Source organism: Ruegeria arenilitoris (genome assembly GCF_013030265.1).
GTDB lineage: Bacteria > Pseudomonadota > Alphaproteobacteria > Rhodobacterales > Rhodobacteraceae > Ruegeria > Ruegeria arenilitoris_E.
Genome location: NZ_WPZQ01000006.1, coordinates 145563 through 172076 on the forward strand (window position 1 = coordinate 145563; position 26514 = coordinate 172076).

At 57.5% G+C, this 26514-nt stretch carries 22 protein-coding genes; 10 read left to right on the forward strand and 12 right to left on the reverse strand.

Features of this window, described 5'->3' with window-relative positions; all coding sequences use genetic code 11:
• Positions 1 to 6: 6 nt before the first annotated feature.
• From GOX61_RS12275 to GOX61_RS12285, 3 genes are read right to left on the reverse strand one after another with little or no spacing between them, the layout of a single operon-like run.
• Positions 7 to 942 carry a flavin reductase family protein gene (locus tag GOX61_RS12275; protein WP_254436850.1) on the reverse strand — a complete coding sequence of 312 codons (936 nt, stop codon included), beginning with the start codon at positions 940 to 942 and terminating at the stop codon, positions 7 to 9.
• Positions 939 to 1766: an alpha/beta fold hydrolase gene (locus GOX61_RS12280; RefSeq protein ID WP_170334080.1), complete on the reverse strand. Its 828-nt coding sequence runs from the start codon at positions 1764 to 1766 to the stop codon at positions 939 to 941. Before GOX61_RS12280 ends, GOX61_RS12275 begins: the two co-directional genes overlap by 4 nt.
• Complete coding sequence (locus GOX61_RS12285) at positions 1738 to 2340, reverse strand: amino acid synthesis family protein (protein ID WP_170334081.1); 603 nt, start codon at positions 2338 to 2340, stop codon at positions 1738 to 1740. Before GOX61_RS12285 ends, GOX61_RS12280 begins: the two co-directional genes overlap by 29 nt.
• A 103-nt stretch (positions 2341 to 2443) precedes the next feature.
• Here GOX61_RS12285 and GOX61_RS12290 point away from each other — a divergent pair, with 103 nt between their 5' ends.
• Both GOX61_RS12290 and GOX61_RS12295 read left to right on the forward strand, forming a co-directional pair.
• On the forward strand, positions 2444 to 3136 hold the full coding sequence (locus tag GOX61_RS12290; RefSeq protein WP_170334083.1) for a GntR family transcriptional regulator: 693 nt from the start codon (positions 2444 to 2446) through the stop codon (positions 3134 to 3136).
• Entirely contained in the window at positions 3129 to 3425 is a 297-nt protein-coding gene (locus GOX61_RS12295) for a DUF1330 domain-containing protein (RefSeq protein ID WP_155149016.1), read from the forward strand. The genes GOX61_RS12290 and GOX61_RS12295 overlap by 8 nt, the downstream gene beginning before the upstream one ends.
• 12 nt (positions 3426 to 3437) lie before the next feature.
• Here GOX61_RS12295 and GOX61_RS12300 read toward each other — a convergent pair whose 3' ends face one another.
• The gene (locus tag GOX61_RS12300) at positions 3438 to 3794 is read right to left on the reverse strand and encodes a hypothetical protein (protein ID WP_170334085.1); all 357 of its coding nucleotides are present in this window, start codon (positions 3792 to 3794) and stop codon (positions 3438 to 3440) included.
• A gap of 172 nt (positions 3795 to 3966) precedes the next feature.
• On the opposite strand from GOX61_RS12300, the gene GOX61_RS12305 reads away from it, so the two are divergent.
• From GOX61_RS12305 to GOX61_RS12315, 3 genes are all read left to right on the forward strand, one after another.
• On the forward strand, positions 3967 to 4800 hold the full coding sequence (locus GOX61_RS12305) for a bifunctional allantoicase/(S)-ureidoglycine aminohydrolase (protein WP_170334087.1): 834 nt from the start codon (positions 3967 to 3969) through the stop codon (positions 4798 to 4800).
• Between the two features lie 108 nt (positions 4801 to 4908).
• Positions 4909 to 5232: a hypothetical protein gene (locus GOX61_RS12310; protein ID WP_254436851.1), complete on the forward strand. Its 324-nt coding sequence runs from the start codon at positions 4909 to 4911 to the stop codon at positions 5230 to 5232.
• A 54-nt stretch (positions 5233 to 5286) separates the two neighbouring features.
• Positions 5287 to 6273 carry a type I glyceraldehyde-3-phosphate dehydrogenase gene (locus tag GOX61_RS12315; RefSeq protein ID WP_170334089.1) on the forward strand — a complete coding sequence of 329 codons (987 nt, stop codon included), beginning with the start codon at positions 5287 to 5289 and terminating at the stop codon, positions 6271 to 6273.
• Positions 6274 to 6322: 49 nt separating this feature from the next.
• On the opposite strand, the gene GOX61_RS12320 is transcribed toward GOX61_RS12315, so the two are convergent.
• The 3 genes from GOX61_RS12320 to puuE all read right to left on the reverse strand — a co-directional run bounded on the left by GOX61_RS12320 (position 6323) and on the right by puuE (position 9715).
• Complete coding sequence (locus tag GOX61_RS12320; protein ID WP_170334091.1) at positions 6323 to 7750, reverse strand: nucleobase:cation symporter-2 family protein; 1428 nt, start codon at positions 7748 to 7750, stop codon at positions 6323 to 6325.
• 64 nt (positions 7751 to 7814) lie between these two features.
• The gene (locus GOX61_RS12325; RefSeq protein ID WP_170334093.1) at positions 7815 to 8300 is read right to left on the reverse strand and encodes an ureidoglycolate lyase; all 486 of its coding nucleotides are present in this window, start codon (positions 8298 to 8300) and stop codon (positions 7815 to 7817) included.
• The gene (puuE, locus tag GOX61_RS12330; protein ID WP_170334095.1) at positions 8297 to 9715 is read right to left on the reverse strand and encodes an allantoinase PuuE; all 1419 of its coding nucleotides are present in this window, start codon (positions 9713 to 9715) and stop codon (positions 8297 to 8299) included. Before puuE ends, GOX61_RS12325 begins: the two co-directional genes overlap by 4 nt.
• 209 nt (positions 9716 to 9924) lie before the next feature.
• Between puuE and uraH the strand changes: the two genes are divergently transcribed.
• Positions 9925 to 10281 carry a hydroxyisourate hydrolase gene (gene uraH / locus GOX61_RS12335; RefSeq protein WP_170334097.1) on the forward strand — a complete coding sequence of 119 codons (357 nt, stop codon included), beginning with the start codon at positions 9925 to 9927 and terminating at the stop codon, positions 10279 to 10281.
• A gap of 4 nt (positions 10282 to 10285) precedes the next feature.
• On the opposite strand, the gene GOX61_RS12340 is transcribed toward uraH, so the two are convergent.
• Positions 10286 to 11200 carry a LysR family transcriptional regulator gene (locus GOX61_RS12340; protein WP_170334099.1) on the reverse strand — a complete coding sequence of 305 codons (915 nt, stop codon included), beginning with the start codon at positions 11198 to 11200 and terminating at the stop codon, positions 10286 to 10288.
• A gap of 95 nt (positions 11201 to 11295) precedes the next feature.
• Here GOX61_RS12340 and GOX61_RS12345 point away from each other — a divergent pair, with 95 nt between their 5' ends.
• The 4 genes from GOX61_RS12345 to GOX61_RS12360 all read left to right on the forward strand — a co-directional run bounded on the left by GOX61_RS12345 (position 11296) and on the right by GOX61_RS12360 (position 20420).
• On the forward strand, positions 11296 to 12519 hold the full coding sequence (locus GOX61_RS12345) for a urate hydroxylase PuuD (RefSeq protein ID WP_170334101.1): 1224 nt from the start codon (positions 11296 to 11298) through the stop codon (positions 12517 to 12519).
• A gap of 148 nt (positions 12520 to 12667) precedes the next feature.
• On the forward strand, positions 12668 to 14473 hold the full coding sequence (locus GOX61_RS12350; RefSeq protein WP_170334102.1) for an autotransporter assembly complex protein TamA: 1806 nt from the start codon (positions 12668 to 12670) through the stop codon (positions 14471 to 14473).
• Positions 14473 to 18561, forward strand: a complete 4089-nt coding sequence (locus GOX61_RS12355; RefSeq protein ID WP_170334104.1) for a translocation/assembly module TamB domain-containing protein — start codon at positions 14473 to 14475, stop codon at positions 18559 to 18561. The genes GOX61_RS12350 and GOX61_RS12355 overlap by 1 nt, the downstream gene beginning before the upstream one ends.
• A gap of 74 nt (positions 18562 to 18635) precedes the next feature.
• Entirely contained in the window at positions 18636 to 20420 is a 1785-nt protein-coding gene (locus GOX61_RS12360) for a gamma-glutamyltransferase family protein (protein ID WP_217353851.1), read from the forward strand.
• Between the two features lie 6 nt (positions 20421 to 20426).
• Here GOX61_RS12360 and GOX61_RS12365 read toward each other — a convergent pair whose 3' ends face one another.
• From GOX61_RS12365 to GOX61_RS12380, 4 genes are all read right to left on the reverse strand, one after another.
• The gene (locus GOX61_RS12365) at positions 20427 to 20948 is read right to left on the reverse strand and encodes a thioesterase family protein (protein ID WP_367646962.1); all 522 of its coding nucleotides are present in this window, start codon (positions 20946 to 20948) and stop codon (positions 20427 to 20429) included.
• A gap of 143 nt (positions 20949 to 21091) precedes the next feature.
• Complete coding sequence (locus GOX61_RS12370; RefSeq protein WP_170334106.1) at positions 21092 to 21868, reverse strand: cyclase family protein; 777 nt, start codon at positions 21866 to 21868, stop codon at positions 21092 to 21094.
• A gap of 116 nt (positions 21869 to 21984) precedes the next feature.
• Complete coding sequence (gene fdhF / locus GOX61_RS12375; protein WP_170334108.1) at positions 21985 to 24768, reverse strand: formate dehydrogenase subunit alpha; 2784 nt, start codon at positions 24766 to 24768, stop codon at positions 21985 to 21987.
• A gap of 13 nt (positions 24769 to 24781) precedes the next feature.
• The gene (locus GOX61_RS12380) at positions 24782 to 26482 is read right to left on the reverse strand and encodes an NAD(P)H-dependent oxidoreductase subunit E (protein ID WP_170334110.1); all 1701 of its coding nucleotides are present in this window, start codon (positions 26480 to 26482) and stop codon (positions 24782 to 24784) included.
• Between the last annotated feature and the right edge of the window lie 32 nt (positions 26483 to 26514).

Genomic DNA, 26514 nt, shown 5'->3' on the forward strand with positions numbered 1-26514 from the left:
GCCAAGTTAGCTCCCCGCAGTGAGTGGTTTGACTTCGCCACTCACCTCATTTCCGTAATACACCCCGAAATTCCCGATGCGACTTTCTTTGGCGAACCGCTCGAGCATGGTGCAGATGGCCGGATCGGCGATATCCATCAGTGTGGACTCGCTGATCCCGGTGAAAACACCATTTTCCGGATCGCCATCATCGGCCTGACACAGGAACGAGATGTGTTGAAGTTTGCGCGCTTCATCCTGATAAACTGAGTAGATAAACCCCGGCTCCGCCTGTACGCCGCTCTCGCTGATTAGACGGCCCAGGGCGGCGTTGGCACCATCGGCAACATCATCGGTGGACGGGATTGTCAGGCGGCCATTGCCGTCACCCTGCAGCAAGATTTTCCCATCCCGTTCGATCAGGGCGGACACGACCAATCCTGTCCGTTTGCTCAGGGCCTTGGCTTCGGCAGCGGGGGTTACATAAGCACCCCGGGCATAGCCCAAGCCAGGTGCAATATTGTGATCAAAGGCTTTGACTTCACCGACCAAGATCAAGTGGTCGCCTGCATCAACGGTTCTGGACATGTCACAGTCGAACCAGGCCGATACGTCATCTAGGATCGGCGATCCGTTGGGGCCAGGCTGCCAGTCAACTGTCGCGAACCGATCCTCGACCGGGCGGGCAAAGGTGTTCGACACCTCGATCTGGCCTTCGGACAGAATGTTGATCGCGAATTTCGATGTATTCGCGAAGGTTTCATAGTTGCTTGAGGTGTTGGCAAGACACACCAGCACCAAAGGCGGCTCGAGAGAAACCGAGGCAAAGGAATTTGCGGTAAAGCCCAGCGGGTTTCCGCCCTCATCATGTGCGGTCACGACAGTGACACCGGTCATATAAGTGCCAAACGCGTTGCGCAGGGCGCGCGGGTTGCTCAGCATGCGCGGGTCGAATTCGATCATTTTGGGTCAACCTCTTCCGATGGGGTTTGCAACCAGGCTTCCAAAGCTGCATTCACGGTTTCCGGCGCGGTCAGATTCACCATGTGCCGGTGATTTTCGATCACGATGGCCGTCCCGTACGGCGCGGCCTCTGCCATTGCGTAAGACATGGCCGGCGTCGAATTCGGATCGCCATCCCCGGTCAGGGCCAGCAGTGGACAGGCAATTGTCCCGAACCCTTTCGCATACAGGGCATCGCCGCGTGCAAAAGCGTTATAGGCGGTGGCGTAGCCTTCGATATTAACGGCTGAAAGCCATGCCGCAACATCGTCACGCGCAGCCTGTTCGACAGGCGTCTCACCAAACCAACGCCGCAGCGGGGTTTCGACGTCAAAAGATCCGGTGCCGATCAGCTTGGCACGCTCGATTACGGATTTGCTTGAAGCCTTGTCTCTGCAGAATACTCCGTTCAGCAGCGCGACCCGCTCAACCCGGCCCGGGTTGCGGACAGCAAATCCGCCAGCAATCAAAGCGCCCATTGAATGGCCTGCAAGATTGATACGCTGCAGCTTCAGTGCATCCAGAACCGCCAGCAGCCAATCCAGAAACACCGGCAGTTCAGAACCTGCTGCGATCTGATCGCTGCTGCCATGGCCGGGCATATCCAGCGCAATCACATGGTGCGTTTGTTCGAGAAACTCGATCTGAGGACCCCACGCCGCCGATTGCATGCCCACGCCATGGATCAGCACAACGGGGGCAGCTTTCCCGACGTGGGAAAGCCCCGCCTCGCGATAGGCGACAGTGCCGAACGGCTTAGACAGCTGCAGGGTTGTCGACGTCATGACCCAGTTCCTTGAGATCCTGATAACGGTCACCGATACGGTGATGCGGGCGACCACCGATCGAGGCACCAAGCGCGATCATGATCTCATCCGGCGCGGGCGCGTCTGCCACTTGCAACTGAATGGTCAGGTAGTGGCTGCGCCGACCGCCGTCGTTCTTGTCCATCAGCGGGATTTGCATCGAGGCATTTGCCGGGCCACGCGTGTTGGTGAACGCCAGATAGGATTTTGCGCCAACCGCCTCACGATAAAAGTTACCAAAACGCAGGGTGTGGATCAGCGCCGAACCATGTTCGACTTCGCCATTTACACCAACGATCGCAGCCTTGCCGTACGCTTCGACCTTGTCCCCGCCACCTGCGGCGTCGAGCACCATGTCGGTCAACAAGCTGCCAAGGCCCGGTGCACAATCGTGAATCTCAGGCTTCAGATCGTCAACAAAACCACGGCCAGCCCACGGGTTCCGGATCACCGCAATCGCTGCAATCATCTTCAATGGCTGCTCGGCGACCTTGCCCCCTTCGATCAGGGTGTTTTCTACGTGCAGCAGTGTTTTTCGGATTTCGGCGGGCATGTCGGTATTCCTTGCGATTCGTTGCGTTGTAAGATGGTATACCATCATACCAACTGTCAATCATACCTTGTGCAAAAAATGCCAAACCGATAGCGTCGCTGCCATGAGCACACCCAAACTGACGAAAATCGATCACCCGCCTGCCACCCTGCGAGACATGGTGCAGGAACGCATGCGCGAGGCGATCATCGAAGGATTATTCGAGCCCGGTCAAAGGCTTGTCGAACGCCCGCTTTGCGACCAGCTGGGCGTCAGCAGAACAGTGATTCGCGAAACCATCCGCTATCTCGAGGCCGAGGGGCTGGTGGAAATTCTACCGGGCCGCGGACCCATAGTAGCCACCATGAGCCGCGAAGACGCACGCCAAATCTACGATATTCGCCGAATGCTGGAGACGGCTGCAGCCGAAAACTGCGCCCGCAAGATCACGCCCGAACGCGCGCGATCTCTCAAAGATGCTTTGAAGCGTCTGAAACAGGGATTTTCTGATCGGACCCCCGGGGCGCTGTTTCGTGCCACCGCCGATTTCTATTCCGAGATCTTTGACGGCGCAGGGCACTACATCGCCTGGGATGTCGTCCAGCGCCTGAACGGTCGCATCAGCCGTCTGCGCATGATGACCTTGTCGGCCACCGACCGTGACCGCCCCGGCATCGCGCATATGGAACGGATCTGCGAAGCCATCATTTCGGGCAATCCTGATGCTGCGCGGGTCGCCGTCGAAATGCATCTGGATGACACAACCTCAATCGCAGACCGTTTGCTTGCTGAAGAAGAGAAGAACAGCGATGACTAATACACCCAAAGCCTATTGGATCGCCAATGTTACCGTGACTGACCCCGAAGCCTATCAGGGCTATCAGGCGATCGCCCCCGAAGCCTTCCGCAAATACGGCGCCCGGTTTCTGGCGCGAGGGGAGGCGGAAACACTGGAAGGTCAACAGTGGCAGAGACGGGTCATCATTGAATTCGACAGCATGGAACAAGCGCGTGAGTGCTATGCTTCAGATGAATACCGGGCCGCGCGAGGAAAACGTGCCAGTGCCTGTCTCGCGGATATAGCTTTGATTGAAGGCCTAGAGTGACACTTATTCGTCTCAGGGCGTCAGTATCCAGTTGCCACTGGCGTCTTTACAACGGCGCGTTCTGATTTCACGGGTCTTGTCAGCGCCTTCCGGCTGGATGAAGTGCTGCAGGTGAACACAATTGTCCCGAATGTCTCGCACTCGGATCGTACCTTTTGATCCGGTCTGATCGTTCACCCACGACCGCTCCTGACCAACGCTTGGTGTACCCGTAGTCAGCAACGAGTTTGACGCGGCGTTGAGAACTTCGAAATCCGCAGGGCTAAGGCCCATTTCTGCAATGATTCGGGAAAGTGACTTGGCCTGAGCTACTGCTCCAGTTCCCAACAACATCATCGCGATCAATGCGGACGAAACCCAGGCTTTCATGCTGGCCTCACTTTTTTGAAATATATTTACCCTCAAGGATATACCTCTGCGCAGGCATGGCCAAGCCCCGGATCCGCACCTTCAAATTATCCCGAACAAACCTATTGCATGACCAGCGCTAGGACAGGGCAATCGTTGCCTTCATAGTAACTCTGAAACGATGAGGCACTCGATGGCACAACCAAACTACTATGCTCCAAATGGCGGACATCCCGGACAGGAACAGCTTTTAACTGACCGCGCCATGTTTACCGACGCTTACGCAGTGATCCCCAAAGGCACGATGCGCGATATCGTGACCAGCTATCTGCCCTTTTGGGAGGGTACGCGCCTGTGGGTGCTGTCCCGTCCTCTAAGCGGATTTGCCGAAACATTTTCTCAGTACATCATGGAAGTTCAACCGGGTGGCGGTAGCAATCAGCCAGAAACCGATGCCAAAGCGCAAGGCGTGATCTTTGTGGTCGAAGGAACGGTGTCGCTGACACTTGCCGGAGCGGAACATGTACTGGAAACCGGCGGTTACGCTTATATTCCAGCAGGAATCGAATGGACCCTGCGCAATCGGTCTGACGCAACTGCCCGGTTCCACTGGGTACGCAAGGCTTACGAAGCAGTGCCGGGCCTGCCCGCACCTGATCCAATCATCACCAATGAACAGGACATTGCCCCAACTCCGATGCCAGGGACCGAGGGGCGCTGGGCCACCACCCGATTTGCCGATCCCGAAGATCTGCGCCACGACATGCATGTGAACATCGTTACCTTCGAACCGGGCGGTGTGATTCCGTTTGCCGAAACCCATGTCATGGAACACGGACTATACGTGCTGGAGGGCAAGGCAGTTTACCGGCTCAATCAGGATTGGGTCGAGGTGGAAGCAGGCGATTACATGTGGTTGCGCGCCTTCTGCCCGCAGGCCTGCTATGCTGGGGGTCCGGGGCGTTTCCGCTATCTGCTCTATAAGGACGTAAACCGGCACATGCCCCTATCCCTGTCATCACGATAACTTAGGGTGGCCCGGTTTCGGGCCATTTTTCGGTCCGGGGGTTCACATAAGCGTTGGAATTTGCTGAAATAACTCTAAATTCCTTTTTCGAGTATTGGAGATTGGTCCATGAAACTGCGTACACCTTTGATGACACTTGCCGCGATTGCCACGTTTGCAGCTGTCGACGCTGCACCCGTCGCAGCCAAGGAAACGACCAAATCCGTCTTTGTCATGAGCCGCACCTGGGCTGTTACTCAGGTGTCGGATTCTCCGGTCATCTATCGCGCAACCCGCGACAACAACAATCTGAATCCCTTTGGCCCGCCGCCACGCCTGCGCACAATTCAGGCGATTGCAGCGATCCAGAAGGCAACCGGATGCAAACCGATTGTGCCCAGCATGTATCAGAACATCTCGGGTCAGTTCTTTTCACAAGTCAGCTGCAACTGACACTGCGTCAGAACGGCCATTGAGGTCGCCCCGGCGGCCTGCCATAGCTTGCGCATGAGACTCGCAATCAACGGATTCGGCCGTATCGGTCGTACAATTCTGCGGCAGGTTCTGGCCCTGCCAAAAGAATCTGACATCGAGCTGGTGTTGATCAACGACATCGCACCGCTGGAAACCTGCGCATATCTGTTCAAGTACGACAGCACATTTGGCCCATATCCCGGAACGGTGCTGGAAGGTGACGCGGCGCTTGTGATTGACGGCCATGTCATTCCGATGTCCCACAGCTCCGACCTGACACGAGTGGACCTGACCGGCGTCGATGTGATGCTTGATTGCACCGGAATTGCAAGAAGCTCCGATGTCGCGCGCAGGGGGTTGAGCGCGGGTGCCAGCAAGGTCCTGATCTCGGGCCCGTCGCCTGCAGCTGAAACAACAATTGTGTTGGGTGCCAACGAAGATGAATTGGGCACCGCCCGGATCGTCTCAAACGCTTCGTGCACCACCAACGGGCTTGCGCCGCTGGTCAAGTTGCTGGATGGCCTGGGTGGCATCGCATCGGGTCACATGACCACGATCCACTGCTACACCAACAGCCAGCCCATGGTGGATGCCCCGCGTGGGGATCTGGCCCGCTCCCGTGCCGGAGCCATGTCCATGGTTCCGACGACTTCAAGCGCAACACATTTGATCGATGTGGTTTTACCGCATCTGGCGGGTCGCATATCCGGTGCAGCGGTGCGTGTTCCAACCGCCAGTGTTTCGGCAGTGGATCTGATCGTGACGCTAGAGAAAAGCATGAGCGCTGAAGCATTCTTGTCGAGCTTGTGCAATGCTGTCGAGGACTCACCTGTGCTCGGCTGGACTGATCTGCCGCTGGTGTCATCTGATCTGCGCGCGCGCCCAGAATCTCTGGTCATTGCAGGTCCGGAAACCCGAATGGTGGGCCAGAACCAGGTTCGCGTGTTTGGCTGGTATGACAATGAATGGGGCTTTTCCGCACGCATGCTGGATGTTGCCCGTCTGATGGCTGATACCTGATCAGACCGCAGCGCTGGCTCGCGCTGCGATCTGCTTTCTCATCCCGACACTATTCGCCAGGCAGGCTTCCCGACCCGTGGCCAGCCATACCGCCCGACACTTCTTCGGTTGCTTCTTCGGCCAGTTCCTCGGGCAGGATCAGGTTGAGGACGATGGCAATCAACGCTGCAGGCAGCAGGCCGCTTTTCATCAGAATGCCAAGCGTATCTGGCAAGTGTTGAACCGCATCCGGTTCAAGCTGAAGACCGAACCCGATGGAAAGCGAGATGGCAAAGATCACCATGTTGCGCCGGTTCCAGTCGACATCGGACAGCATCGAGACACCGGCCGCCACAACCATACCGAACATGACGATCACACCGCCACCCAGCACTTCGATCGGGACGGTGCGGATGATTGCACCAACCTTGGGAACCAGACCGCACAGGATCAGGAACAAGGCACCGATGGTGACGACATGGCGGCTCATCACGCCAGTCATCGCAATCAGGCCGACATTCTGACTGAAGGACGTATTAGGCAATCCACCGAACACACCTGCCAGAGCCGAACCAAAACCATCAGCATAGGTGGCGCCTGCGATCTCTTTATCCGTCGCTTCGCGCCCGGCACCACCTTTGGTCACTCCAGACACATCCCCTACGGTTTCAATCGCCGAGACAAACGCCATCAGGCAAAAGCCGATCACCGCTGCAAACGAGAACTCAAAGCCGTATTTGAACGGAACGGGCAGCGCAAAGGCCGACGCACGGCTCCAGCTTGTACCGATCGCCTCGAAGGTAACCATCCCCACCATCAGCGCATAGGCATAACCAACCGCAAGACCGATCAGAACAGCCGATACCGAGAGCATCCCCCGGGTAAAGAACTTCAGCGCAAGGGTTACGACAACAACGACCATTGCTGCGGACCAGTTCAACATTGAGCCATATTCCGGCGTTCCGATGGCTGGCACTCCACCTGCAGCATACTGGATACCGACTTTGACGAGCGCCAGACCAATCATGGTAACAACGAGGCCGGTGACAAGCGGTGGCAAAGCGAACCGGATTTTACCGATCACCGCCCCCAGACAAGCGTGAAACACTCCACCGACGATCACGCCACAGAACAGCGCGGAAAGTCCGTCAACGCCTTTACCCGCCACAAGCGGGATCATGATCGGCAAGTAGGCAAAGCTTGTCCCCTGAACGATGGGCAGGGCCGCCCCTACTGGGCCCAGAGTGATGGTCTGCAACAACGTTGCGATACCCGCAAACAGCATCGACATCTGGATCAGATACAAAAGTTCAGGGAAATCGGGCGAATTCGATCCGAACCCGAAGCCTGCCGCCCCCGCAACGATAATGGCAGGCGTAACATTCGAGACGAACATCGCCAGCACATGCTGGATACCCAACGGGATCGCCTTGTGCAGTGCCGGTGTATAGTTTGGATCCCGAAGCTGTTCGGGTGTTCCTATTGAAGTTTCGGCCATGAGTACTGTCCTCCCAGTTCAGATTTCACGGGGTTATTGCCGCTTATCCCGCGGCTTCATTGGGTTACGGCACGACCTCATAGGGTGTGTCGAACCAGTATTCTTCGAGATTGCTTCCTGCGCCGATCCTGTCGACCACTGCAAACAGACCGGGCCCGTGCAATGGCGTCAGAACACCATGCCATGTACCGCGATGATAGTTCACCGCCTGCCCGGGCAGCGTCAAAAACGCCTTTGGCTCACCCGGCTTGCCACCTTCATCCGGCGCAACGATGACCAAAAAGGGTTGGTGCGTCATCGGAATAAACGCCTGGCTTCCATCGGGGTGCCGTTCAACCATCTCCAACCGATAGGGCAGTTCCCGCGGGTTGGCGTCGAACAAACTGATACCGGCGCACCCGCCCGAGAAATCAAGTGCAGCCCGGTCATGGTACCGGCCACATTGCCCCTGATTGATGATCTTATCGGGCGTTCCGGATGTGTCGATAACATCGCCAAACGGGGCGAATGCCTCTGCCGAGATCGGCTCAATCACGATCTGGCGACTCATGACGGCAGCACATCCCGCAGACGGAATTCGGCGATCCGTTCAACCTGTCGGCAGGCTTCGGCAAACTCCGTTGCACGATCGTGGTCGATCCGCCGGTGGAAAGCCCGCAGGATCGACGCCTTATCGTGATCGCGTACCGCAATGATGAAAGGGAAACCGAATTTTTTCGTATACTGACTGTTCAGTTCGGTGAACGTGGTTCGTTCCTCATCGGTCAGCGCATCCAAACCGGCAGAAGCCTGTTCAGACGTGCTTTCTTGGGTCAGGCGCTTGGCTTGTGCCAGCTTACCCGCCAGATCCGGGTGCGCCGTCAGTACCCCCAACCGCTCCGTTTCGGAGGCTGAGCGGAACATGCGGGTCAAAGCGTTGTGCAATCCTCCGGCCGTGTCATGTGCAGGGCCAAGTTCAAGGTCATGGGCGCGCTCGGCAATCCATGCCGAATGTTCGAAAATCCCGCCATAGGTCTGCACGAACTCTTCTCGCCCCATCTGCGAGGGTTTTGGATGATGCTGTGGCGGATGGGCCTCGGCCCAATGTTCGGCAATCTGCAACCGCGTCGCAAACCACACATCAGAAAAGCCGCGCGCATAGTCCAGGAACCGCTTGAGGGCCATGACACGCCCGGGACGTCCGATCAGGCGGCAATGCAGGCCTATCGACAACATCTTGGGTGCACCCGCCTCGCCCTCTTCGTACAGCGCATCAAAGCTGTCCTTGAGATAGGAATAGAACTGATCGCCCGAATTGAACCCCTGCGGCGTTGCAAAGCGCATATCGTTGCAATCCAGCGTATAAGGCACGATCAACTGATCGCGCCCACCTGACTGCGTCCAATAAGGCAGATCATCAGCATAGGTATCCGCGACATAGGAAAACCCGCCTTCTTCACCGACCAGCCGAACGGTATTTTCTGAACAGCGGCCAGTGTACCACCCACGCGGGCGTTCCCCCACGACTTCGGTGTGCAGGCGGATCGCCTCGGCAATCTGTGCACGCTCTTCGTCTTCGGGTATGTCTTTGTGTTCGACCCATTTCAGCCCGTGGCTGGCAATTTCCCAGCCTGCATCTTGCATCGCGGCAACCTGATCGGGCGAGCGCGCCAGTGCTGTCGCCACACCATAGACAGTGATAGGCAAATCCTTCATCAACCGATGCAATCGCCAGAACCCTGCCCGCGCGCCGTATTCATAGATGGATTCCATATTCCAATGGCGCTGACCCGGCCATTGCGCCGCGCCCACGATCTCAGACAGAAACGCCTCGGACGCGGCATCCCCATGCAGAACGCAGTTTTCACCACCTTCCTCGTAGTTCAGTACAATCTGTACAGCGAGCTTTGCGCCACCGGGCCATTGCGCATCAGGCGGGTTGGCTCCGTATCCGATCAGATCACGGGGGTAACGAGGGGGCTGCATGCTGTGTTCCGTCTTCGTCTGGTTACAATATTCAATCAATAGCGCAGAAAACGGCAGACGATTATCAAATCAATCCGAACGCTGTTTCCATTTCTTTCTGCGTTCCCAAAGTCTGTGAATTCAATTGAGACTGTGTCAAACCAAACCTGTTTGCCAAGGTTCGCGACATGCGGCAAACGGGAATATCGACAGGATAACAGGAGATGACCGTGGCAGGCTATCTGACAACCCATGTATTGGACACGGCCCGCGGCTGCCCGGCAGAAGGCCTGAAAATCGCGCTTTATCGGGTATCCGGCAACTCGCACAAGAAACTGGTCGAGATGGAAACCAACGCCGATGGCCGGACAGATAGCCCGATCCTGCCAAAAGAGAAATTCAAGGCAGGCACCTACGAGTTGATATTTTTCGCCGGTGATTACCTGCATGCGACAGGTCAGGCGGCAGAGGATCCTCTGTTCCTGGATCAGGTCCCAATCCGATTTGGCATGTCAGATGAAGAGGCGCATTATCACGTGCCTCTATTGTTGTCGCCCTTTGGGTATTCAACCTATCGCGGCAGCTGATCACTCAGGCTTCTGCGCTCTTAACCACTTTCGCGATGTGCGAAATCATAAAGTCCATGAACAGACGCGCCTTCGGGTCCTGGTGGCGGCGATGGGTGTACAAACACGCCATCTGCACCGGAACCGGAGGCGTTTGTGCAGCTACCTTCACCAGGCGTCCGGCCTTGAGATGATCAGCCACCTCAAAAACCGGCTTCATCGCGATGCCCTGCCCTGACAGCGCCCAATCGGTCAGCACATCACCGTCATCACATTCAAAACGGCCCGAGACTGCGAACCGCTTTGGCCCATCGGGCGTTTCAAGCAGCCATTGAAACTCGGTTGCCCCGGGGAAGCGCAGGTTCAGACACTCATGCCCGTCCGAGATCAGGTCCGCCCCTGTTTCCGGCATACCGCGACGTTCAACATAGTCTGGTGCCGCGCACAGCACGCGCTGACAGTCCGCAATCTTGCGGATACGCAACGTGCTGTCCTCGGGCTGTCCGATGAAGAACGCCAGATCCAGACCTTCGGTCGTCAGATCAACTGATCGGTCCGTCAGTCGCAGCCGGACATCGATTTCAGGGTATTCTGAAAGAAAGTCAGGGACATGCGGCGCAAGTAATCGACGCCCCACCCCGAGAGGTGCGGCAACAAACAATGACCCCCGCGGCGCTTCGGTCAGATGCACGACCTGTGCTTCGGCCTCGTCTACGGCATCCAGAACCCCAACAGCACCGGGATAGAAGGCTCGCCCCTGTTCGGTTGGCGTCAGGTTCCGGGTGGTTCGCTGGAACAGGCGCACGCCCAGATGGTCCTCCAACTGCGAAATCCGCGCTGAAGTTACCGCAGGTGAGATACGCAAATCGCGCCCTGCAGCAGACATGCTGCCCAGATCGTAGACCCTGACAAAGGTTCGGATGTTATCGAGGTAGGACATCTTCTCGTTTTTTTTGATACAGTTTGACAATATACGGGAATACCGAAGAAAAGCCCGCTTGCCTAGTGTGGCCGCAAGCAATCGGAGACATCTGCATGTACGACTTCGCCGTGTTCTGGGACTGGATGGCATTCGCTGTGCGCTGGCTGCACGTGATTACCGCCATCGCGTGGATCGGATCGTCCTTTTATTTCATCGCGCTGGATCTTGGCCTGAACCGGGATATTCCCGGACCCGCTGACGGGGAGGAATGGCAGGTACACGGTGGTGGCTTCTATCACATCCAGAAATACCTAGTGGCACCCGAACGGATGCCGGACCACCTGACCTGGTTCAAATGGGAAAGCTATGCGACCTGGCTCAGCGGGGCCGGATTGCTGATGATCATTTATTGGGTGGGCGGAGAGCTGTATCTGATCGACGCGCAGAAAGCCGATCTGGCACTATGGCAGGGCATCCTGATCTCGGCTGCGTCGCTGACTGTGGGTTGGCTGGTCTATGATTTCCTGTGCAAATCCGGTCTGGGAGAGCGTCCGACCCTGTTGATGGTGCTGCTGTTTGTTCTGCTGGTGGCGATGGGTTGGGGATACAACCAGATCTTCACCGGCCGCGCGATGATGCTGCACCTTGGTGCCTTCACCGCCACGATCATGACCGCAAACGTGTTCTTCATCATCATGCCGAACCAGCGGATTGTGGTGGACGACCTGAAGAACGGCCGCACGCCCGACCCGAAATACGGCAAGATCGCCAAGCTTCGGTCGACGCACAACAACTACCTGACATTGCCGGTCGTGTTCCTGATGCTGTCGAACCATTACCCGCTGGCCTTCGCGACCGAATACAACTGGATCATTGCGGCGCTGGTGTTCCTGATGGGTGTCACAATCCGGCACTACTTCAACACCCGGCACGCACGTGCAGGTGACCCGACATGGACGTGGTTGGTCACCGCACTGCTATTCATCGCGATCATGTGGCTGTCCACTGCCCCCATGTACAAACCGCTGGAAGAGGCCGAAGCACAGCCGCTGACGCCTTATGAACAGAAATTCGCGGCCGCGGACGGGTTTGAAGAGGCGCACGATATCGTGCTGGGCCGCTGTTCCATGTGCCACGCCCGCGAACCGGTTTGGGAAGGCATTCTATGGGCTCCCAAAGGCGTTCTGCTGGAAACCGAAGGTGACATCGCGCGGAATGCGCAGCAAATCTATCTGCAGTCGGGCGTCACACATGCAATGCCCCCTGCCAACGTGACCTATATGGAACCCGAAGATCGCGAAGCCATCATTCGCTGGTTCAGAAACGCGGGCCTGTAAAGCGACCACAGTTCAGGTCAAAATACCGGCCAGCGCACTAAACCCCTTTCCCTGAACGGGTTCAAATGCTCTAACATGAATTTAACGAGCTGCAGCAAGACACAATGCGGCGCGAGTGATTTCGACTAGGGGCAGTTGGAGCCATCTGATGCAGAGAAGCAGGCCGCGAGGCATTCTGGGGTGCTGGCTTTTGGGCACTCTGACGGCTTTGGCGCCAACCGCTCTGTTCGCACTTGAAACCACCCTGGCGGCCCCCGGCGCCCCCAAGGAACTGGTTGAGCGTCTTAAGGAAACCTCCTCGGTCACAACTGCCGAAGCGCGTGGGCTTGATACGCCTCTGGAGATTTTGTCTGCCGCCCTGTCCGATTACCGCACGATCGTTCAGATCATGTATGACGAGGGGTATTTCGCCCCGGTTGTCAGCATCAAACTGGATGGGCAAGAGGCCGCGACCATCAGCTCTCTGACCGTGCCTGCGCAAATCAACCGCGCCACGATCACTGTTGATCCCGGGCCTCCATACAACTTCGGAACCGCGGTGGTGCAACCACTGGCCCCCGAAACCGAACTGCCCGCTGATTTTGCCCCCGGAAAACGGGCAACCACCGGGGCGATACAACAGGCTGCCTCGGCCGGAGTTCAGGGCTGGCGGGATGCAGGGCACGCGAAGGCCGATGTGGCCGACCAGAAGGTCATCGCACGTCACGCTCAGGCACGTCTGGATGCCCAGATTGATCTTGATCCCGGACGTCGGCTTACATTCGGCAAGATGTTCATCCATGGCGACACGGATGTCCGCACCCGTTCGATTGAAAAAATCGCCGGTTTTCCGACGGGCGAGGTCTATTCACCGCAGCAGATTCAAAAGGTCGGCACCCGGTTGCGACGCACCGGAACATTCAGTGTCGTTTCGATTCAGGAGCGCGATACACCCAATCCCGATGGCACGCTGGATTTTGATGCAACATTCGAAGATCTGCCCAAACGTCGGCTGACATTCGGTGTCGAGCTTGCATCCCGGGATGGTCTCGACGTCACAGCAACCTGGACCCACCGTAACGTTTTTAAACGAGCCGAGCGGCTACGCTTTGAAGCTGCCATCCGAAACATAGGCGGGGCCGAAGATATCGATGGCCGCATCGGCCTGCGCCTTGATCAACCCGATCGTCTGGGTCCGGATGACAACACCTTCTGGAGCGCATTGCTGGAACGCAGAAACACAGAGAATTACAATGTGAGCGTAGCCTCGCTGGCCTATGGTGCTCGTCGCACATTCTCTGACAGGCTTTATGCCGAAGCAGCCGTTGGCTTCTCGGTATCGAACGCAGATGACGCATATGGTGATGGCCGCAAGTTTCGATACTTTATCGTTCCGTTCCGTTCTGAATGGGATGAACGCGACAGCAAGGTAAGTGCTACGCGCGGCTTTTATCTGGATAGCCAGGCCATGCCATTCGTTGGCGTTTCAGGAACCAAATCAGGTCTGCGGCTATTCTTTGACGGTCGCGCCTACACGGATCTTCGCACTTCTGGTCGGCTGGTACTGGCCGGTCGCATACAGCTTGGGTCTGTAATCGGACCTCCGGCAGATGGGGTGACACCTGACTTTCTGTTCTTCTCGGGCGGGGCCGGAACGGTTCGCGGTCAACCCTATGAGAGTCTGGGCATTCCTGTTGGCACAGGGGTTGCGGGCGGTAAGTCTTTCCTTGGCTTCTCGGGTGAAGTGCGCGGCAAAGTATCAGAAAAGTTGTCGCTGGTTGGGTTTTACGACTACGGTATGGTCGATACTTCGTCCTTCGTAACCGCAGACGCAGAATTCCATTCAGGTGCGGGGATCGGCGTCAGGTATGATCTGGGCGGCTTCGGGCCGCTTCGGTTTGATCTGGCCTACCCCGTTCAGGGCGATACCGGCGATGGGTTGCAATTCTATCTTGGGATCGGACAAGCCTTTTGATGCGACGCGTTTCATATCCTCTGGTCTTTACAACCATGATGGTCGCAGCGCCTGTTGCAGTGCAGGCGCAGGAGGATGGCGGCGGCAGCATGCTCGAAAATTTCCTGCAGGACACGCTGTCCGGGGAAGACCGGAACATCAAGGTTATCGGGCTGCAGGGCGCGCTGAGTTCTCGTGCAACTATCGAAGAGATTACGGTCGCGGATGACGAAGGCGTCTGGCTAACGGTTAAAAACGCGGTACTGGACTGGAACCGGCTGGCACTTATACGCGGCCGGTTTTCGGTAAACGCTTTGACCGCAGAAGAAATTGATGTCGCCCGGGCACCCGGTACGACAACAAAAGAGGCAGAACCCACCTCGGCAGAGACCCAGCCCTTTCAGCTTCCCGAGCTCCCCGTATCCATCGAAATTGGCGAGATACGCATTGACGAAGTCTCGCTGGGCGAACCGTTGATCGGCGTGGCCGCTGAGCTTGCGGTGAACGGCAATCTATCGCTCGCGGATGGCGCGCTGGATACAAATCTAGCCATCAATCGGTTGGATCGAGCCGGAGATTCAATCAATCTGGCCGCCGGGTTCCAGAATGAAACGCGGCAGATCGATCTGGATCTGACTGTGGCCGAAGCGTCTGGCGGCCTGATCTCGACTGCGCTGGGTATTCCCGACAGTCCGCCAATCGGGTTGACGGCCGAGGGATCAGGTCCGGTCACCGATTTTACTGCCGACATCGGGTTGAGCAGCGACAATGTTGATCGGGTCTCTGGTCAGGTTCGATTGCGCAGTGCAGACCAGACAAATGAGACATCCACCGATGGCATCGCCTTCACTGCCGATCTGAATGGCGACCTGACCCCGTTTCTGGCTGAGAACATGGATACGTTCTTTGGCACAGACACACGCTTGTTCGTTGATGGGCAAACCCATTCCGATGGCGCGCTGGATGTTTCAGATATCGAAATCACCTCGCAGGCTCTGAAACTGGAAAGCCAACTCAGCCTCGCAGCAGGTGGCAAATTGCAATTGGCTGCATTGCAGGGCCGCATCACGCCGCCTGATGGAGACAAAGTAGTTTTGCCGGTCAGCGGTGGGGACACTTCGATTGGTGCAGCTCAGATTTCGGCACTGTTCGACGCAAAGAACGGTAATCTCTGGGATCTGAGCGTTACGGCAGACGACGTCAACTCGCGTCAAATCAGTCTGAACCACGCGCGCATTACCGGTCAGGGGACCCTGGATCAGACCAGCGGCCTGAGCGTCGATGGTGACCTGCAGGCGGCACTCGACGGGATCGATATGGCCGATCCCGCACTTAATACCGCCATTGGTGACCGCATCACACTGGATGGTCAGTTCGACTATGGAAGCGATCAGTCGCTTAGGCTGTCGGGCTTTGAGCTGGTCGGAAGCGACTATGAGCTTGGGGCCGATGCGCAGATCAGTGGGCTCGCAACCGGTCTGCAGATCGATGGCTCAGCTTCGTTACAGGCGACCGATCTGTCGCGCTTTTCCGAGCTTGCCAAACTCGACCTTGGTGGATCCGCTTCGGCTCGGGTTGAAGGCAACGGATCGCCGCTGGAAGGCAGTTTTGACGGCAAACTGGTTGTCAGCGGGCGCGACCTTTCCACCGGTCGCGATGACATTGATCCAGTAATTGCCGGAGAAACCGACATCGTACTGGATGGCAAACGCGGATCGGACGGTGTGACCATTCGGGAGTTCACCATCACTGGTGAAACCCTCAATGCGCAGGCGAATGGCGATGTCACCACCCCGGATGGGAACCTGACCATTGACGGGCAAGCCAATGTAAACGCCACCGACTTGTCGATCTTCTCAGGCCTCGCGCAGCGAGATCTGTCAGGTGCATTGCAAGCGCAGCTCGACGGCAAGGGCACGGTTCAGACACTCGAGTTCGACGGCACAGCCAGCGTAACCGGTGATGACATCCAAACCGGCATGGCAGAGTTTGACCCACTGCTGAACGGGCGTACAACCATCAAATTTGACGGCGCCAAATCCGGCGATCAGGTGGTAATCCGAAATGCCACCGTCAATGGCAATGCGCTGACCGCGCGTGTTGCAGCCACAATCGATGACCTTACTGGCAACCTGTCCGTCGATGGGCAGGCGCAGGTCAACGCACCTGATCTGTCTTTATTCTCTGGTATTACCGGTCGGGATCTGGCTGGATCGGTCAAAGCGAATGCAAAAGGCAAAGGTGCAAAAGGCAGCAAGACCTTCGATATTCAGGGCAGTGTGGATGCCAACGACATCAAAACCGGCATTGATACAGTCGATTCTCTTATCCAGGGGCGCACAACACTCACGGTAGACGCATTGAATGACGATCAGGGGCTGAACATTCGAAACTTCCGCCTCAGCGGAACGGCCTTGTCCGCCAACGCGTCGGGTCAACTGGATCGGGAAGCTGGTGGACTGAATTTCTCTGCTGCATTGGATGATCTCAGCCGTCTGTCGGCCACTTTGTCTGGGCCGCTGAAACTGGATGGGAACGTGGCCCCGACAGACACCGGGATTGAGGGCACTGCACGGCTTCAGGGGCCCGATAGCTCATATGCAAATCTAGTCGGCACAGTCGACACCAACGGCGCAGCCGATCTGGACTTCGATGCGAAGTTCAATCGTATCGAACGTTTTGCACCAGAATTCCCGGGCAGCCTTGCAGCCAAAGGCAGCGCCAAGCGCGACAACGGTGAATGGACGATCGATGCGAGCGCAGAAGGCCCGGCAGGCATCAATGGCAAAGTGGCCGGCACCTTTGACGAGGCAACAACCGCGGCCGACTTGACCGCTCAGGGCAGCGTGAATATCGGTATTGCGAATATCTTCATCACCCCCAACAAGATCGATGGAACCGCTCAGTTCAATCTGGCGCTGAAAGGTAAACCGTCGCTGGATGCGCTGAGCGGGTCGGTCACCACTTCGGGCACCTCGATGGCAATCCCGGATGTCGGCCTGACCTTTACCGGCATCGGTGGATCGGTCGATCTGGCGCAAAGCCGGGCCACGGTCTCGCTGCAGGGTGGGGTCCGTGCCGGAGGGAACTTTACTGTCAGTGGTCCAGTAGATCTCAAACCACCTTTCAATGCGCAGATCACGACAGCGCTCAATAATCTCGTGCTGACAGATCAGTTGCTGTACGAAACGATCCTGAACGGCCAAATTGCGTTGACGGGGGCACTGGCGGGGAACAGCTCGCTCGCCGGGCAGATCAACTTTGGCGAAACCAATATCAATCTTGCCGCGGCTACCGGTGCCGTCGGCGCGGCACCGATCCCCGAGATCGAACACCTGAACGAAAGCAGCGCCAGCTATGTCACCCGGGAACGGGCCGGACTGGTCGAAGTGGAAGGCGCCAAAAAAAGCAACTCGCGCATCTCTCTGGACATTGGCCTGTCAGCTCCCAAAGCAGTCTTTGTACGCGGTCGTGGTGTAAACGCTGAACTCGGCGGCCGAATCCAGATCGGAGGGACGACGGCCGCCGTCGTTCCATCGGGGCAGATCGAACTGATCCGGGGTAACATCGACATTCTCGGGCGCCGACTGGCCTTGACCAAAGGCATCGTCACGCTGCAAGGCGACCTGACGCCCTATATCGAGTTCGAATCTTCGACCAGTACATCTGATGGCACTGCCACAATCGAAATCGCCGGTCCGCTGGATTCACCCGAAGTTGACGTCTTCTCAGACCCGGAACGCCCGGCAGAAGAAGCGCTGGCGATGCTGTTGTTCGGCAACCGCTTCTCAGAACTCTCCCCATTCGTTATCGCCCAGATGGCAGCTTCTCTGGCGCAGTTGAGCGGCGCAGGCGGGGACGCGACCAAAGGTCTGAGGGACGCAACCGGTGTCGATACGATCGATATTGGCGCAACCGAAGGCGGCGCTGGCCGTCTGGGCGCCGGCGCATATCTCAGTGACAATCTCTACACCGATTTCACTGTGAATACTGAGGGCGACACTGAGGTGAACCTGAACTTGGATGTCACAGACAGTTTCACGGTACGTGGCACGGTAGACGGACGTGGAGAAACCGGCATTGGTATCTTTTTTGAACGCGACTATTAAATGCCTCTCGCAGCGGTGACTTGACCCTCTGTCAGGGGCATGCAGGATCGGCTTGAAACAGCAGCCGAGCCATTATGACCTTTACCACACGCCCCGAAATCGCCGGTACATTCGGTGTCGCGACAAGCACGCACTGGATTGCATCTGCCGTCGGCATGAAGATCCTTGAACAAGGCGGCAACGCCTTTGATGCCGCCGCTGCCATGGGGTTTGTCCTGCATGTGGTCGAGCCACATCTGAACGGCCCGCTTGGCGATATGCCAATGCTGATCAAACCTGCAGGCTCGGAAACACCAACCATGGTCTGCGGTCAGGGTACCGCGCCTGCCGGGGCCACGATCGCGCATTACCGGGATCAGGGTTTACAGCGCATACCTGGCACGGGGCTTTTGGCCACCGTTATTCCCGGCGCCTTTGATGCGTGGATGATCACGCTGCGTGATCATGGTTCACTGCCTCTGCGAGACATACTGGAACCAGCCATCCACTATGCCGAGTTTGGACATCCGGCCCTGCCCCGTGTTGCCAATACGATTGCCGGTTTGGCTGAGTTCTTTCACGAAGAATGGCCGACTTCCTATGATACGTGGATACCGGGCGGGTCGGCTCCGGTCGCTGGGGCGTTGATGCGAAATGCACAGCTTGCTGCAACCTGGCAGCGGCTGCTGAACGAAGCGGAAACGGTTGGCGATAGAACCGCACAATTCGAAAAGGCGCGACAGGTTTTCTATCGCGGATTCATTGCCGAGGCCATCGACCATTTTCTACGCGACGCCTGCGTTATGGATGCGTCGGGCCATCGGCACAAAGGCGTTCTGACGGGGCAGGACATGGCCGAATGGCAGGCCGGTTATGAGCCCCCAATTTCAACCAGTTATCACGACTGGACTGTCTGGAAGGGGGGCCTCTGGACCCAAGGACCCACGCTGTTGCAATCGCTCAATCTGCTGACTGGGTTCGATCTGAACGCCGCAGATGATGTCGAGTTTGTCCATCTCGTGACTGAAGCAATGAAGCTCAGCTTTGCCGACCGTGAGGCTTACTACGGGGACCCGACTCAGGTAGACATTCCCATCGATACACTTCTGTCAGCAGAATATGCAGATGCGCGCCGCGCTTTGATCAGTGCTTCTGCATCAACCGATCAAAGACCGGGTCGTCTTCCCGGATATGAGCATTGGGTCGATGCGGCGCTTACCCATGCGTCTGAAGCCTATCAGCCAGCAGATCAGATCGGCGCGGGTGAGCCTACCATGGCGCATCTGACTGAAAAGCGCGGCGACACGGTACATCTGGACGTAATCGACCGCTGGGGCAACATGGTGTCCGCCACACCTTCGGGCGGGTGGCTGCAATCTTCTCCAGTTGTTCCCGGGCTAGGAATGCCGCTCAACACTCGCGCTCAGATGTTCTGGCTTGAGGAGGGATTGCCAACATCACTAGCCCCCGGCCGACGCCCGCGTACGACCCTGTCGCCCAGCATGGCACGTGCACCTGATGGCAGCGAACTTGCCTTTGGCACACCCGGTGGCGACCAACAGGATCAGTGGCAGCTCATCTATCTGCTGCGATTGGTTCATCATGGCATGAACCTTCAGGAAGCTATTGATGCACCGCTGTTCCATACAGCTCACTTCCAAAGCTCGTTCTATCCTCGCGAAACAAGGCCCGGGCATTTGATGATCGAGCCTGGATTTGGGTCCGAGGCCATCGCTAACCTTCAGGCCCGCGGCCACAAAATCGAACAGGCAGAGCCCTGGACTGTGGGCAGATTGACGGCGGCGCGCCGACAGACTGACGGCCTGCTGCATGCCGCAGCGACTCCGCGCCTGATGCAGGCCTATGCGATTGGGCGCTAAGCCCACCTATTTCCGGCGAATGCCGATTGGTTGGCCGATCTGGGATACGGGCTCCAATCCGCTGTGATCCTGCACCATTTGCGCAAGTCGAGCGGCGGCCCAGCCGGGATAGGGTATGGAGCGCCCCGTTTCGTGGCAGACATTCATAAACAACGCTTCCTGCGTTGCACACAGGCTGTGATCGGCCTCAGTCAACATCTCAGCGAAGTAGTGCCCGCGCTTGTGATCGGCATCCAGCAGGCGAACTCGGATATAAAACGCCGCACCTTCCAAGACCTCTCGGACAAAATGCAGATGCGACTGGATGATGTATGGGCCCTGCCCGGACTGAGCCACCTGCACTTCACCCAGACCCAGATGGTCAACCATGAATACCTCGAGCGCGTTGTCAAAGGCGACCCCATAGTAGCCGACGTTCATATGGCCGTTGTAGTCGATCCACTCTGGTTTTGCGGTAAAACCATGAACTTCGATCGGCGCGGGATAGGGCCCGTCGTATCCCGCTCCTGTCGTTTCAGCTGATGACACTTACGTCTTCCTCCGTGTGTTCATCCACTCATGATGCAGCAGAACGCCCGCCGCGAAAACCTGCGTCGCTATCTGGGTCGCAACGTTGTCCGGTACGCTGACCAAATTGGACGCATCAGACACCTAATCACATGAAAAGAGTCCTATTCCTCAAAAATAGCCACGGCCCGTACAAACCCGGCAGAAGCACCTTTGATCTTGAAAGGGAAACAGGAAATCTCGAACCCTGTTGGTGGCAGGTCTTCCAGATTGGTCAGCTTTTCGATGTGGCAATACCCGATATCCATCGAGGCGCGGTGTCCCTCCCAGATGATCGAAGGGTCATGCGTTTCTGCATATTCCTGCGCGGTTAAAGGAAATGGGGCATCCCAGCTCCAGGCATCGGTGCCGGTTACACGTACCCCACGCTCTGTCAGATAGAGCGTCGCCTCGCGCCCGATCCCGCAGCCTTTCATCAGATAGTCAGCCTCGCCATAGCGTGTCCCGGCAGCAGTATTGACCACAACGATGTCAAGCGGCTGCAACTCGTGACCGATGCGCTTCAGTTCGGCTTCGATGTCGGCTGCGGTGGCGACATAGCCATCATCGAAATGGCGGAAATCCAGCTTTACGCCGGGGTTCATGCACCATTCTAATGGGACTTCGTCGATTGTGATCGCACGCTCGCCTTTGTTCATGGTCGAATGATGGTGATACGGCGCATCCAGATGGGTCCCGTTATGTGTCGCGATCTGCAGCCGTTCAATGGCCCAACCTTCCCCATCGGGCAGGTCTTCTTTTTTCAATCCTGGAAAGAATGACATGACCTGCTCTGCAGTCTGGTCATGGCTCATGTACTCAATTTCCGGCAACATGATCGGCGGGTCCGATACGATACCGGTTTCCAGAGGTACGGACAGATCGACAAAACGGCGCGGCATGAATTCCTCCCCGGCTGCACTCCACCTAAGGGTTGGCTGCGCGTAAGCGACTGTCAAGAAGTGAAAAAGGCGACCCTTTCGGGCCGCCTGATCCTGCTTCGTGAGTGGTAGTGGTATTACTCCGCCGCGATGGCGTCTTTGATCTTCTCGACCCGGATCGCCGAGAACTTGAACTCGGGGATTTTACCATAGGGGTCGATGGCCGAGTTGGTCAGGATGTTCGCCGCTGCTTCAACATAGGCAAACGGGATGAACACCATATCCTCGGCAATGGCCCGATCAGCCCGCACCATGATCTCGATTGAGCCACGGCGGGTTGTCAGACGGATCATTTCACCCGGTTCGATCCCCATCAGTTTCAGCGTTCGCGGGTTCATCGAACAGTTCGCTTCCGGCTCAACAGCGTCCAGAACATTCGACCGGCGGGTCATCGAACCCGTATGCCAATGCTCCAGCTGACGACCCGTGGTGGCGATCATCGGATATTCCTCATCCGGTGCCTCATCCGGTGGGATGACGCTGGCCGGAGTGAACCGGGCCTTGCCGTCAGCACGCGGGAAGCCATCACCAAACACAATCGCCTGCCCCGGGTCAGTCTCGCTGAGCGAGGGGTAGGTGATCGTTTCGGTTTTCAGACGATCCCAAGTGATATTGTCGAGCGAGTTCATCGTCAGCTTCATCTCGTCAAAGACCTGAGACACATCGGTGTAATCCCAGTTCAGACCGATCCGCTGTGCCAGTTCGACTGTGATCTTCCAGTCCTCGCGCGCCTCACCCGGAGGTGCCACGGCGGGCCGCACCCGCTGCACCTGACGGTTGGTGTTCGACACGGTGCCGTTCTTTTCATACAGCGCCGAGGCCGGCAGAATGATGTCGGCGTAGTTCGCGGTCTCGGTCAGGAAGATATCCTGCACGATCATCAGTTCCAGCTTGGCCAGCGCATCACGCGCGTGGCCAACATCCGGGTCTGACATGGCCGGGTTTTCACCCTGAATGTACATACCCTTGATGTTGCCCGCATAGGCTTGGTCGATGATCTCGGTGACTGTCAGGCCTTTCTCGTTCGAGAAATCATCTGAGTCCCACACGTTATTGAACTTCGCGCGGATACCGTCATCGGTGACCGACTGATAGTCCGGCAGGAACATCGGGATCAGGCCCGCGTCAGACGCGCCCTGTACGTTGTTCTGACCACGCAGCGGGTGCAGACCGGCACCGGGCTTACCGACATTGCCGGTCATCAACGCGAGACTGATCAAGCAGCGCGAGTTGTCCGTTCCGTGGATGTGCTGGCTAACCCCCATACCCCAGAAGATCAGGCCGGCCTTGGCCTGCGCAAAGGTGCGCGCGACACGGCGCAACTGATCCGGTTCGATGCCACAAATCGGCGCCATCGCCTCGGGCGTGAACTGACGCAGGTGCTCTTTCTCGGCTTCCCAGTTTTCGGTCCAGCGGTGGATGTACTGGCTGTCGTACAGTTCCTCTTCGACGATCACGTTCATGATCGCATTGAGCATCGAAACATCGGCACCGGGGCGGAACTGCAGCATTTCGTCTGCGAACTTGCGCATGCCAACGCCGCGCGGGTCCATCACGATCAGCTTGCCGCCACGTTTGGTGAACTGCTTGAAGTAAGTCGCCGCAACCGGGTGGTTCTCGATCGGGTTAGCTCCGATGATGATAACCACGTCCGAGTTTTCGACCTCATTGAAGGTCGCGGTCACCGCACCTGAACCAACGTTTTCGATCAATGCCGCCACGGAAGAGGCGTGACACAGACGCGTGCAGTGGTCGACGTTGTTGTGCTTGAATCCCTGACGAATGAACTTCTGGAACAGATAGGCTTCTTCGTTCGTGCATTTGGCCGAACCAAAGCCTGCAACCGAGCGCGGATCTTCGGCGCGCAGGGCTTTCAGTTTGGTGGCAGCCAGGTCCATCGCCTCTTCCCACGTTGCTTCGCGGAAGTGGGTCGACAGATTGCCCGGATCGACGTTCAGGCCCTTCTCTGGCGCATCCTCACGCCGGATCAACGGCTTGGTCAGGCGGTGCGGGTGATGGATATAGTCAAAGCCAAAGCGACCTTTGACACACAGACGACCTTCGTTCGCAGGGCCGTTGATGCCCTCGACATACTTGACCTTGCCGTCTTTGACTTTCAGCGAGACCTTGCAGCCCACACCGCAGAACGGGCAGACGCTTTCAGTCTCGGAATCATAGTCCTTGCTGTCGCCCTGCTGCTTGTCGTCCAACACAGTTGCAGGCATAAGCGCCCCGGTTGGGCAGGCCTGAACGCATTCGCCACACGCAACACAGGTTGATGCGCCCATCGGGTCGTTCTGGTCAAACACAACCTGTGAGGTGTGGCCACGACCAGCCATGCCGATCACGTCATTGACCTGCACTTCACGGCATGCACGCACGCAGAGGTTGCAGTTGATACAGGCGTCCAGGTTGACGCGCATCGCAACGTGGCTGTCATCTAGCAGCGGTATCTTCTCGGCCTCTTTTGCCGGGAAACGGCTGTCGCTGACATCGTTCAGCTTGGCCATATCCCAAAAGTGGCTCGATTTATCGTGCGCTTCCTCGGGCTGGTCGGCAACCAGCAGTTCCATGACCATGGCCCGTGATTTCTCGGCGCGGTCGCTGTCGGTCTTGACGACCATTCCCTCGGCTGCAGGACGGATACACGAGGCGACCAGAGTGCGCTCGCCTTCCACCTCGACCATACAGGCACGGCAGTTGCCGTCGGGGCGATAGCCCGGCTGTGGCTTGTGGCACAGGTGGGGGATAGTGAACCCCTGCCCCTTGGCGGCTTCCCAGATGGTCCAGCCCTCGGGGACGGTAACGTCTTCGCCGTTCAGGTTGAAGGTGACGGTCTTGGTTGGGCTTGCATCAAGCATGGCTCTGTCTCCCTCAGATTTCGTCAGCGAAATGTTTCATGACCAGGCGGATCGGGTTCGGGGCTGCCTGCCCCAGACCGCAGATGGACGCGTCGCCCATGACCTGGCACAGGTCCTCCAGTAGGTCCTGATCCCACTTGTCGGCCTGCATCAGCTTCACAGCCTTTTCGCAGCCCGCCCGGCAGGGCGTGCACTGGCCGCAGCTTTCATCCTCGAAGAACCGCAGCATGTTCAGCGCCGCATCGCGGGCAGTGTCCTGATCAGACAGAACCACCACAGCGGCAGACCCGATGAAGGTGCCCAACGGCTGCAGTGTGTCAAAGTCGAGCGGGACGTCGTCGATGCTGGAGGGGAGAAGACCTGACGACGGCCCGCCCGGTTGATACGCCTTGAACACATGACCTTCGGCCATGCCGCCGGCGGCATCAATCACGTCAAGAATGGTCGACCCTGCTGGCAGCAGGTAAACACCGGGCTTCACTACACGGCCTGAAACCGAGTAGCTGCGCAGACCTTTGCGGCCATTCTTTTCAACAGAATTCAGGATCTGCGGCCCTTCGCGGCAGATCTTCGAGACCCAATAAAGTGTCTCAACATTGTGCACGAGCGTTGGACGGTTAAAGACCCCAACTTGCGCCACGAACGGGGGACGGTGACGCGGTAGACCTTTTTTGCCCTCAATCGACTCGATCATCGCGGATTCTTCACCGCAGATATAAGCACCAGCACCGCGGCGCAGGTCGATGTAGCCCGGCTCAACGATCCCGGCCTCTTCCAGCGCCGTAATCTCACGGCGCAGAATTTCCAGAACGGCCGGATATTCGTCGCGCATGTAGATGAAGCAGGTCTCAGCCTCGACCGCCCATGCCGCGATCAGCATACCCTCAAGAAAGACATGCGGCGTACGCTCCAGATAGTAGCGATCCTTGAATGTACCGGGCTCGCCCTCATCGCCGTTCACGGCCAGATAGCGCGGACCTTCGTTCATTCTAACAAAGCCCCATTTCTTGCCGGACGGGAAACCGGCGCCGCCCAGACCGCGCAAGCCCGAGGACAGAACATTCTCCTGTACCTTTTCCCAGTCGCCGCCGTCACGCAGTTCTTTTAGCTTGGCATAGCCGCCATCGGCTTCATAGGCCGCGAAGGTTTCGTAGTCGGGTAGGTGAGCATGGGTATCATCGGCAGCTATGGCAGCCTGCACTTTTTCCGGTGTCGCATGGTCGATGTGGTTGTGACCGATCTCGAGCACCGGAGCGGTGTCACAACGGCCCATACAAGGCGCGCGCAGCACACGAACTTCGGAAGGATCAAGTCCATCTTCCAGCGCCTTCTGCAACTGCTGGGCACCAGCCATTTCGCAGGACAGGGAATCGCAGACACGGATCGTCAACGCCGGAGGGGGCGTTTCATCCTCTTTGACCACATCGAAATGGGCATAGAAGGTCGCAGTTTCGTAAATCTCGGCCTGCCCGATCCGCATCTCAACGGCCAGTGCGGCGATATGATCGGCGCTGATATGGCCATGTTCATCCTGAATCAAATGCAGGAACTCGATCAGCAGGTCGCGGCGACGCGGGCGATCACCCAGCAGGCGCGCAATTTCGGCCTGTGCTTCATCCGTAAACTGTCGGCCTTTGGGCGTGTGCCGCCCTTTGCCTTTACCTGACTTCCAAACGCCCTTTGCGTCGGATGGCTTGGTATCCAGTGGTGCCATGCTTTCCTCCGTATGAGACATCCGTCTCTCAT